Source organism: Pseudomonas sp. NFACC05-1, assembly GCF_900100135.1.
Taxonomy (GTDB): Bacteria; Pseudomonadota; Gammaproteobacteria; order Pseudomonadales; family Pseudomonadaceae; genus Aquipseudomonas; species Aquipseudomonas fluorescens_Q.
In genome coordinates, this window is the sequence record NZ_FMTR01000048.1 from 1 (window position 1) to 10051 (window position 10051).

General features: G+C 52.2%; 9 protein-coding genes. 5 read left to right on the plus strand and 4 right to left on the minus strand.

Translation table 11 applies throughout. The features are described from left to right. Positions 1 to 292: 292 nt before the first annotated feature. The 5 genes from BLO97_RS30245 (at position 293) to BLO97_RS30265 (ending at position 5492) form a co-directional block, all read left to right on the plus strand. Positions 293 to 940: a DedA family protein gene (locus tag BLO97_RS30245; RefSeq protein ID WP_063324210.1), complete on the plus strand. Its 648-nt coding sequence runs from the start codon at positions 293 to 295 to the stop codon at positions 938 to 940. A gap of 6 nt (positions 941 to 946) precedes the next feature. Continuing rightward, positions 947 to 1759, plus strand: a complete 813-nt coding sequence (locus tag BLO97_RS30250; RefSeq protein WP_092349780.1) for a M90 family metallopeptidase — start codon at positions 947 to 949, stop codon at positions 1757 to 1759. A gap of 111 nt (positions 1760 to 1870) precedes the next feature. Then, positions 1871 to 2398: an inorganic diphosphatase gene (gene ppa, locus BLO97_RS30255; RefSeq protein WP_003205933.1), complete on the plus strand. Its 528-nt coding sequence runs from the start codon at positions 1871 to 1873 to the stop codon at positions 2396 to 2398. A gap of 194 nt (positions 2399 to 2592) precedes the next feature. Continuing rightward, entirely contained in the window at positions 2593 to 3324 is a 732-nt protein-coding gene (locus BLO97_RS30260; RefSeq protein WP_092349783.1) for a LexA family transcriptional regulator, read from the plus strand. A gap of 668 nt (positions 3325 to 3992) precedes the next feature. Then, positions 3993 to 5492 carry a reverse transcriptase domain-containing protein gene (locus BLO97_RS30265; protein WP_092349786.1) on the plus strand — a complete coding sequence of 500 codons (1500 nt, stop codon included), beginning with the start codon at positions 3993 to 3995 and terminating at the stop codon, positions 5490 to 5492. Between the two features lie 88 nt (positions 5493 to 5580). On the opposite strand, the gene BLO97_RS30270 is transcribed toward BLO97_RS30265, so the two are convergent. The 4 genes from BLO97_RS30270 to BLO97_RS30290 all read right to left on the minus strand — a co-directional run bounded on the left by BLO97_RS30270 (position 5581) and on the right by BLO97_RS30290 (position 9906). Further along, positions 5581 to 6474, minus strand: a complete 894-nt coding sequence (locus BLO97_RS30270) for a NotI family restriction endonuclease (RefSeq protein ID WP_092349789.1) — start codon at positions 6472 to 6474, stop codon at positions 5581 to 5583. After that, positions 6467 to 7804, minus strand: coding sequence for a DNA cytosine methyltransferase (locus tag BLO97_RS30275; protein ID WP_256572488.1), 1338 nt, complete (start codon positions 7802 to 7804; stop codon positions 6467 to 6469). The genes BLO97_RS30270 and BLO97_RS30275 overlap by 8 nt, the downstream gene beginning before the upstream one ends. Before the next feature lie 657 nt (positions 7805 to 8461). After that, positions 8462 to 8821, minus strand: coding sequence for a DUF6124 family protein (locus tag BLO97_RS30285; RefSeq protein WP_092349795.1), 360 nt, complete (start codon positions 8819 to 8821; stop codon positions 8462 to 8464). A 725-nt stretch (positions 8822 to 9546) separates the two neighbouring features. Then, positions 9547 to 9906 (minus strand): DUF6124 family protein, encoded by a 360-nt coding sequence (locus tag BLO97_RS30290; RefSeq protein ID WP_063324204.1) that lies wholly within the window; start codon positions 9904 to 9906, stop codon positions 9547 to 9549. Positions 9907 to 10051: the final 145 nt, after the last annotated feature.

The window sequence follows — 10051 nt, forward strand, 5'->3', positions numbered from 1 at the left end:
CCCGCTGGGCTGCGAAGCAGCCCCAAAACCTAAGCACGCGGTGCATCAGATTGTCCGAGCCGGCTGATTCAGGGCCGCTTCGCGCCCCAGCGGGAGCAAGCTCCCTCGCCACAAGAGCCCTCACTCAATCGCACACCGTCGAAATCCCTAGCTACAAACTCACCCCGCTCCCCGCCCTTCACCCCGTATAATGCCGCTCTTCCCGGCTTGTAAGAAAAAGCTACACACTCTGTAGCCACTCCAAGCCCGACCCAAAGCCTGCCGAGCCAGGCCACCACCACAGGTGTTATGCATGGATTTCAACCCCCTCGACCTCATCCTGCACCTCGACGTCTATCTCGACATGCTGGTGACCAACTACGGAACCTGGGTCTACGCCATCCTGTTCCTGGTGATCTTCTGTGAAACCGGCCTGGTGGTCACACCCTTCCTGCCCGGCGACTCCCTGCTGTTCATCGCCGGCGCCGTCGCCGCCGGTGGCGCCATGGACCCACTGCTACTGGGCGGCCTGCTGATGCTCGCCGCCATCCTCGGCGACAGCACCAACTACCTCATCGGCCGCACCGCTGGCGAAAAACTGTTCAGCAACCCCAACTCGAAAATCTTCCGCCGCGACTACCTGCAGCAAACCCACGACTTCTACGACAAACACGGCGGCAAAACCGTGACCCTGGCGCGCTTCCTGCCGATCATCCGCACCTTCGCCCCCTTCGTCGCCGGCGTCGGCAAGATGAATTACCTGCGTTTCTTCGGCTTCAGCGTCCTCGGCACCGTCCTCTGGGTCGGCGGCCTGGTGACCCTCGGTTACTTCTTCGGCAACGTACCCTTCATCAAACAAAACCTGTCGCTGCTGGTGGTGGGCATCATCCTGGTGTCACTGCTGCCGATGATCATCAGCCTGGTGCGCAGCAAACTGAGCCAGCGCGCTTCGAAAGCCTGATCGCCCATGTGGTCCCTGAGCAACTGGCGCCGCCAGCGCACCCTCGCCAAACACCCCGTCCCCGACGAAACCTGGCAACGCGTGCGTCATCAACTGAGCTTCCTCGACGGCATCAGCGCCGCCGAGGACCAGTGGCTGCGGGAAGCCTGCGTGCTGTTCCTGCACGACAAACACCTCACCGCCCTGCCCGGCGTCGAACTGCACCAGGAACAACGCCTGCTGCTCGCCGCGCAGGCCCAATTGCCGCTGATGCACCTGGGTGAACTGAACTGGTACCAGGGCTTCCACGAAATCGTGCTCTACCCCGACGACTTCCTCAGCCCCCAGCGCTACCGCGACGCCAGCGGCATCGAGCACGAATGGGACGGCGAACACAGCGGCGAAGCCTGGCCCCAAGGCCCGATCATCCTGGCCTGGGACGGCGTGATGGCCAGCGGCGGCTGGGACGGCTACAACCTGGTGATCCACGAACTGGCGCACAAACTCGACATGCTCAACGGCGACGCCAACGGCCTGCCGCCCCTGCACCCCGACATGCGCGTCAGCGACTGGGCCGAAGCCATGCAACAAGCCTTCGACGACCTCGACCGCCAACTGGACCAGAACCCCGACGCAGAAACCCTCATCGACCCCTACGCCGCGGAAAACCCGGCGGAGTTCTTCGCCGTCACCAGCGAATACTTCTTCAGCGCCCCGGACCTGCTGCACCAGGCCTATCCAAAGGTCTATGAACAGCTCAAGGCCTTCTACCGCCAGGATCCTTTGGCCCGGCTGCGGCAACTTCAGGCCGAAGATCCGGTCTATCAGGCGTCATACTAAGGTCTCTACGACCCTGGTAACGTGGCATCAGCGGCCGAATATGCCTATAATCGCCGCCACTTTTTGGTCAATCCGACCAGTCATTTGGTCAACTAACGGGGGCACCGCCCAATGAGCTACAGCAAGATTCCGGCTGGCAAAGACCTGCCGAACGACATCTACGTCGCGATCGAAATCCCGGCCAACCACGCCCCGATCAAATACGAAATCGACAAAGACAGCGACTGCCTGTTCGTTGACCGTTTCATGGCCACCCCCATGTTCTACCCGGCCAACTACGGTTACATCCCCAACACCCTGGCCGACGACGGCGACCCCCTCGACGTGCTGGTCGTGACCCCATACCCAGTGGCCCCAGGCTCGGTCATCCGCGCCCGTCCAGTCGGCATCCTGAACATGACCGACGACGGCGGCGGCGATGCCAAAGTCATCGCAGTGCCACACGACAAACTGTCGCAACTGTACGTCGACGTGAAGGAATACACCGACCTGCCACCGCTGCTGATCCAGCAGATCGAGCACTTCTTCGCGAACTACAAAGACCTCGAAAAAGGCAAGTGGGTCAAGATCGAAGGCTGGGCCGGTGCAGACGCCGCCCGCGAAGCGATCACCAAGTCGGTTGCCGCCTACAAAGGCTGAAACAAACTTGATAAAGAACCCCGGTTTGCCCCGGGGTTTTTTATGTCTTAATGGTTCTTAATACAAAATCGTATTAACACTGTTTAACTGCGTTTAGCCCGCGCCTTTCAAATCCTGCAAACGGAAAGATCGTCTTATATATTTGCACGACTTGTTTATTGCCGAAAACATCGTCGCCCCTAAACTTTCCGTTTATGAAAAAGATCTCCAGTGGCGACCGCTTCAGAGCCCTTCTAAAAGAAGCCCATATCCGTTCCGCCGACTTCGCGAAGTTATACGGCGTGAAATCCCAGCACGTGAACAACTGGTTCAACCGTGGCATCCCACCCCGGCGCATCCACAGCATCGCCAGCCTGCTGACCGTCAGCCCAGAATGGCTCGCCCACGGCGAAGGCCCGCAAACCCCTTTGGGCCTGGGCCCCGGCACCACCTACGACGCCGCCGAAGTCCAAGGCGTCTACAGCGTGGTAGAACCCACGGACATTGAACTGCCCTTCTACAAGGAAGTCCCCATCGCCCCCGGCGAAACCAAAACCCACATCACCGAAATCCCCGACCAATCCATCCGCCTGCCCCGCAGCCACCTCGACTCTCTGGAAATAAACCCCAGTGACGCCATCTGCACCACCATGGTCGGCGACAGCATGGCCGAACGCATCGCCGACGGCTCCACCCTCGCCATCGACCGCGGCCTGACCCAAATCGTCGACGGCCAAATCTACGCCCTCGAACACGACGGCATGCTCCGCATCAAATACCTGCACCGCATCCCCGGCAACCGCCTGCGCCTGCGCAGCCACAACAGCGCGGCTTACCCGGACGAAGTCTTCAGCGCCGAACAGATCGAGGCGCAGAACATACGGGTGATCGGCTGGGTGTTCTGGTGGTCCACCCTCAACAAACAGAGACCGCCGGTGTACGACTAACCCACCCGAACGGAAAGACAGGCAAAGCGCCTCGTGCCGAGGAGCTTTATGGTGAAGAGCTTTTGTGGCGAGGGAGCTTGCTCCCGCTGGGCTGCGCAGCAGCCCCTGCTTTTCACCCTGAATCCCCCTAACCCAATGATTCCACACCACTTACCACTGGGATTCTGCCAAAAACCCGCGTATCCTCCGCCCCACATTTGCGAGCCCACGCCTCGCACCGACAAGGCAGATCACTTTCTGACCAAGTCCCACAGCCGGCCGCAAGAGCCGGATGTACGTTTTGAAGGCTGGTGAGGTTTGTCAAAAACGAACTGAGTTAGTCAACGAGAAGCCGGCCATAAGCCGGCTTTTTAATGCAAAAAATCCTTAAATATCAACGATTCTGCCTGTAAATAAATTGGAACCATTCTTGGCCCAATTTTGAGCCAGCCCTAACGCGATGGCTGTAATATCCAGCGATATCAAAATATCTTGACCTACCAGACCTAGAGATGATGGAATCGGGACATGTCTTCAGGAGACAAGCGGGTGCCCTGGTACTCTGGGACGTACTCAGAGATATGGCCGGTGTCGAGATAAAGCTTATTGCCACCGAATCTAGCGACTTACTTTTACGTGGTTGCACCCGTGGGCCCGACTAACGTCGGGCTTTTTTATGGAGAAAAATAATGAGCTTGGAAAATAAGCTAATCGACCTGATAGAAGCAGAAGCATTAAAACTCTCCCAAAGACAGCATGCTTATCACAACGCCCTTCAACTTGAACATGAAAGAAAAACCAGGCGACTGGTAAGTCCTGGAACGAAAGAGGTTAAGATCCCAAGCTACTGGATCAATGATAGAAAATTCAATCCTTTCTATGTTCAAAAAAACAAAAAACAGATTGCCAACTCCATTGCAAAAAAAATCATGGCTGGCACGTACTCCCCCCACAACCCAATTATAAAACAGATTCCAAAATCATCCGGAGGACATCGCTCCGTAACAATATATCAAATACCTGATGCCGCTGTATCTCGAATGATTTACGAACAACTAATAAGAAAAAATAAGCACCGCTTCAGCTCATTTTCCTATGCATACCGTAACGATAGAAACGTACATTTCGCCATACAAGACATAGGAATCGAATTAAACCAAAACTCAAGAATATATGTAGCCGAATTCGATTTCTCAAAATTTTTTGACAGCATTGACCATAATTATTTATTTGATCAATTCAATAAAAATGGCTTTCTAATAAGCGCTCACGAAAACCAAGTGATTCGATCGTTTCTAGGCACAAGCGGAAAAGGAATTCCACAAGGAACGTCCATCTCTTTATTCCTAGCAAATCTCGTATGCTGGCGACTGGACAGGGAACTGGAACAAGCGGGGTTACGCTTTGCGCGATACGCAGACGATACAATTATATGGTCAAAAGACTACGACAAGATCAGCAAGGCGTCCCAAATAATAAGCAATTTTTCTTTTGATGCTGGAATTGCTATAAATTTGGAGAAATCAAAAGGGATACGATTGCTTTGCAAGCAAACCATGAAAGTAGAAATGGAGAGTACTCCCTCTATCGAGTTCCTTGGTTACTCAGTTTCCACCGACAACATTTCAATAAAAGAAACCTCCGAAAATAAAATAAAGAGACAAATTAACTACATACTTTACAAACACCTAATTCAACCGCTACGCGGCGCAAAGCTCGTTGCCTTAAAAATACCAGCCAACAATAAAGACGAGAATCTTGTTAGCGCTATGATGGAAATCAGACGTTATCTTTACGGCGACTTAACAGACCAAATGATTGCAAACTACATCAATGGAGCCAGCAATAGAATATTTTTCAAAGGAGTCATGAGCTTTTACCCATTAATAAACAACGAAGCTCAGCTAAAAAACCTTGACGGTTGGCTCGTAACCTCAATCTACAAAGCGATCAATATTAGAGGAAAACTATTGAAAAACTGGGGCTACAATCGGGACCAAAACTTCCCATTCAACGTCTCCAGAAACAACATATTATCTGAACTGGCAAAACAAAAAATTCACGGAAAAAAGCTACTAAAATTGCCCAGCTTCTATTTTATATACCAAGCACTAAAAAAGGGCCTATTGGATTTTGGCGTTGAAGGCGTGATGAATCCCGCGTCCAACACCTATAACTACTACAGCTAATTACGTTTCCAACCTAACAGGTCGTTAAAATCGCCGGCCACCAGCCGGCCCTTGTATAAATTATTTTACAGCCGGCTTCCACGACAGCTTAGAGCTGCGCGAGAATCGCATCCCTGTACACATTTTCTTTAGGAAGATTACTAGGGGAAGTAAAAGCATTTGCTACTTGATCAACTGTAGTAGTAAAAACACCTTCAGCCTTCAACTCTCTAATATTTCCACTCTCAACTTCCTGACCGATGTCATACCACATGAGAGATAGCGAACCTGGTTGAAGTGCATATTCGTAAAGGTTGCCCCCGAGCCGCTCTCTAATTTTTTCATACACTGGCTTTGGACAAACAAAAAACAGTCCATGCCTACAAAGTCTTTCACGGCGAAGTACATGCCCTTTATAGATAAGCTGGGGAAGGATACGCTTATTGACATTCTCCCAGTTGAATCCCGCGGTACTGGAACCCAAAAAGCCATCTTCCCCGAGGTGCGCTCGCCGCTCTTCCTGATAATTACCAGTTGTATCAATTGACTGAACTTCGATCGCGACAAAATCGACCAGTTCGCCTTGCTCATTTATTTGAGCTAAAACCCAATCCACAAAATAACCGCCTGACTTTCCGCGGTTAGGTAGACGAAGCTCCTTACCCCAACGCTTTCCAAAAACGGCGACTTTTATTTTGCCTTCTGAAACGACGCCATCTTTTGCAAGATTTCCTTTAAAAAGCTCAACTTCGCCACCGAAAGCGACCTTTGCAACGTCCGAAAGAATTCTATATTCATCAGAATACAATCTATTCGGACAGCATATTACCGGACCAGATGTCGATGGTTTAAGCGTGCAAACCCCACTGGGCTCACCATTATTCAAAGTCTTTTGGCAGGTGCTTTTAATAAACGGACAATAGAACCCAGCCCGCGCTTGGCGGGCTATCTCAGACATGTCTGTGGGCGCATATCCAAAAAACTCTATAATGCGGCTAGCCAAATGCAAGTTCCTTTTGGTGCTGTCTAGGGATGGGCAATACAGAAACAGATTCAAAATGCAAAAGTATTCTTTCCGCTATTGCTTTTGCCATTAATACGGGCACGGCATTACCGACCTGCTCATACTGAGAAACTCTAGACCCAAGGAATCTATACGTATCAGGAAAGGACTGAAAACGAGCGGCCTCTCGTACTGTAAGGGTTCGGTCCTGATCGGGAAGAAAAACTGTCCCCCAGTGTGGATCGCATTTCGTCAGAACAGTCCCTGAAAGCTTCTCTGGGTGAAGCCTGCCATAACGTTTAGTGTGATCAGAGCGGCGTGCACGCTGCATACCCTTCGGAAGCAGATCATGCGGTATGTCCCTCCAAGATCCGCCAGGTTGTACATGCCTCATCCGCTCAGCGTTTTGCTTGGATAGCTTGGCAGCATAGTGGTTAAAGGTTTCACCAGAAGGATTTCTCATGCTTTCAGAAAACTCACTAACTGCTTGTGAGTCATATTGAATGACTTCCGCTCCACCGCCCATTTCCAACTTCGGAAGATCACCAATCGCCGCTCGAACCGTAACGGCTGGGGCCAATGCTTTCGCATCATTCTCAGTCAGTTGAAAGGTCATTGTATTCCCGCCTCTGAAATTGGCGCGACCTATAGCGTAGTGAGATGGAAGTGGGTGATCAATTTCACCAGTTAAGGAACCTAGTAGGATTAGCCGCCATCTTTCCTGAGGAACCCCGTAGTGGGCTGCAAATAGAATCTTTGCAGTGACGTGATAGCCTAAACTCGTGAAAATTTCGACGATCTGTCTATACACCTGGCCGTCTCCAATGGATAGAAGGCCTGGTACGTTTTCAAAAACAAATGCTTGAGGCATAAACTCTTCAAGAAACCGCTCGTAATGCTTGAACAGTTTATTGCGCGGATCCTCTAGAAACCGATCTGGTGCATTAATGGAAAAGCCCTGGCAGGGCGGCCCACCAACAAGTACATCTAGCTCCCCTCTCTCCAAACCCAACTGAGCCCGGACCAGAGCGGGGTCCACCTCTTCGATAGGACGGCAATCAGCGATTGCTTCTGGATGGTTAAATTTGAATGTCTCTACGGCCTCCGGCATCACATCATTGCCATACAGGCTGACATAACCCGCTTGGCGGAACCCTTCAGTTATCCCTCCCGCACCACAAAAAAGATCGATGGTGCGACGGGAAGTCACTGCGACCACTTGCCCACTGAGCGGGTCAATTAGCGGATCGGGGTCTCTACGGCGAATGGATGCTCTCGCACGAACATTTTTACCGTTTGTGTCAATCGTCATATCATGCTCAACAGCCATATCTCTACTCCAATCAGTAGCGGTTGGTTAGGTGAAGGCAGCGGTTGCAGCCGCTGCCTTCACCGCTTTCACCGAATACTCAGTGATCTCAATCTATTTCCGCTTTTCCGTCCTGCCAGGACCCGGAAACAGGGCTCCCTGACCACGCTCATGCCGCTCCACATAACACATCATGAACTCACGCAGCACCTCCGAAGCTTTACGATCTTCGGCCAGACACGCATCTTGGAACGCTTCCCGCAGAGTTTTTTCTACGCGAATGCGTAATCCGACATCTTTGCTACTCATGGGACAAGGAAAATCCTGGATACACAAATGTGTATCCGTATAGTCCGTGATTGCGCGCCGGGTAGCAAATCCTCTCGATGGGAGGTTAAGCGATGCAGCTCCGATTGATGAAATGGTGCCGTTACAACCCCATCCCTATAAGGATGAGAAGCGGGAAGCTGTGGCTCGGGTAATTGCTCAGCATGTCGCTGCACGATTTACGTTGATCAGCAATTAGCCCGATTTGACGAGCTGCCCGTCAATTGTGCAAGAGGTACTTGCACAATTCTCAGTTGGCGCTCCTGACAGGTCGCTCGCCCCTGAAGCCCGATCAAAAAAAGGCCTTGCCATGCAAGACCTTTTTTCATATCTGGGGTAAGCGCCCCCTTGCTACCTCACCTCAACAATATCCAAAGCCCGATTCGCCAACACCTCACTCACCTCAATCACCTGCAAAATCCCCATCGCAACACGCCGTCGCGATCCATCCAGATCAAACGCCAAATCACTGATCATGGCATTCGCCGAAGCCAGGTTTTCGCTGAGGCTAGCAAGCAGGCATTCCGAATCAACATCAGGCGCGATACGAAAGATGCTGCTGGGGTTGTCAGACGTTTCTTTCTTCGGCGTAGGCTTCAGATAAAAATCCAAAGCCCGATCAGCAGCCTCATCAAGCTTCTTGTTACGAGCCGACTGAACGCGGGATACGGTTTCGTCGGTAGCTGGCGGGTTCGGTGTAATTTTGACCATGGTAAAGCTCCTAGAGTCTGTTGGAGCTACCACCCTTCGCTGCGAAACGAAGTTGGGGTGGCAGCTGTACGCGGGTTCGCAGACCGGGACTCTAGGGACCGGCAGACCCGAGGGTCTCCCACGCACAGCCACCTCTGACGAAATCACAGACACGGGCGATCTGCTTTCGAAGGTGTCGTTGTGCGCCTATAGAGTCCGGGCTGCGAAACCCGATCACTGATGAGCAGTGACGGATTCAAACTACCGACGCCCTCCAAGACGCACAAGCCGGCGGATTCTGGCGTAGTTGTAGGCAATGGCGCAAGACAACGTCAGCCGCCCCCAGATCCAAATCGCAAGAATAAACAACGCGCCTCCAACGCATCCAAACAAGCCACCACCCGTTGAGAAGATCAGTCGTAAGTCTTGAACTCATTATGATTAAGAGCCAGCAACTGCGTTTGGGCGGATAAAGAGCTGTTCGTTGCCGACCTGCGCTTCTTGCAAAACACACTGCGACAAGCGCTATCGACAATAGCGATTTAATAAACCAGCCCGCATAGTTACCGGCCTAGGCGCTGCCGTGATCGTGATCTACATTAGCGATTAAATGAAATTCACAGCCGAAATTGAGCGACGAACCCTCGGCGCTCCCATACCTGACGCCCATTGCCGCGAGTTCTCACGAAAAAAGGCCTTGCTGAGCAAGACCTTTTTTCCTCTCAAAGCGCGAATGCCTCGCCCTTCTACCTCACCTCAACAATATCCAAAGCCCGATTCGCCAACAGCTCACTCACCTCAATTACCTGCAAAATCCCCAACGCAAAATGCCGTCGTGTTCCCTCAAGACCAAATGCCAAATCATTGATCATGGCATTGGCCGAAGCCAGGTTTTCACTGAGATTGGCAAGCAAACACTCAGAATCAACCCCAGGGTCAATCCGTAAAATGGAGTCCGACTTGTCAGACGTTTCGCTCTTAGGCTTAGGCTTCAGGTAGTAATCCAACGCTCGCGTGGCAGCGTCGTCGATTTTCTTGTTGCGGGCAGACTGAGCACGGGAGACGTGCTCGTTCGTATCAGGGGGGTTCGGAGTATCTTTTGCCATTGTCTTGCTTCCTATAGTTGGAGCCATCACCCGCTCGCGACTAAACGATGGGAGGCAGCTGTACGCAGGTTAGTCGACCGGGGAAACAAGAAACCGGCGCGTCCGAGGACGCCCTGCGCACAGCCACCATCAAGTGCAGGATGGG

Excerpts from the sequence above, each read along its gene's own strand:
- BLO97_RS30260 (WP_092349783.1), top strand. The coding sequence starts at position 2,593 with ATGAAAAAGATCTCCAGTGGCGACCGCTTCAGAGCCCTTCTAAAAGAA.
- BLO97_RS30265 (WP_092349786.1), top strand. The coding sequence starts at position 3,993 with ATGAGCTTGGAAAATAAGCTAATCGACCTGATAGAAGCAGAAGCATTA.
- ppa (WP_003205933.1), top strand. The coding sequence starts at position 1,871 with ATGAGCTACAGCAAGATTCCGGCTGGCAAAGACCTGCCGAACGACATC.
- BLO97_RS30250 (WP_092349780.1), top strand. The coding sequence starts at position 947 with ATGTGGTCCCTGAGCAACTGGCGCCGCCAGCGCACCCTCGCCAAACAC.
- BLO97_RS30245 (WP_063324210.1), top strand. The coding sequence starts at position 293 with ATGGATTTCAACCCCCTCGACCTCATCCTGCACCTCGACGTCTATCTC.
- BLO97_RS30290 (WP_063324204.1), bottom strand. The coding sequence starts at position 9,906 with ATGGCAAAAGATACTCCGAACCCCCCTGATACGAACGAGCACGTCTCC.
- BLO97_RS30285 (WP_092349795.1), bottom strand. The coding sequence starts at position 8,821 with ATGGTCAAAATTACACCGAACCCGCCAGCTACCGACGAAACCGTATCC.
- BLO97_RS30275 (WP_256572488.1), bottom strand. The coding sequence starts at position 7,804 with ATGGCTGTTGAGCATGATATGACGATTGACACAAACGGTAAAAATGTT.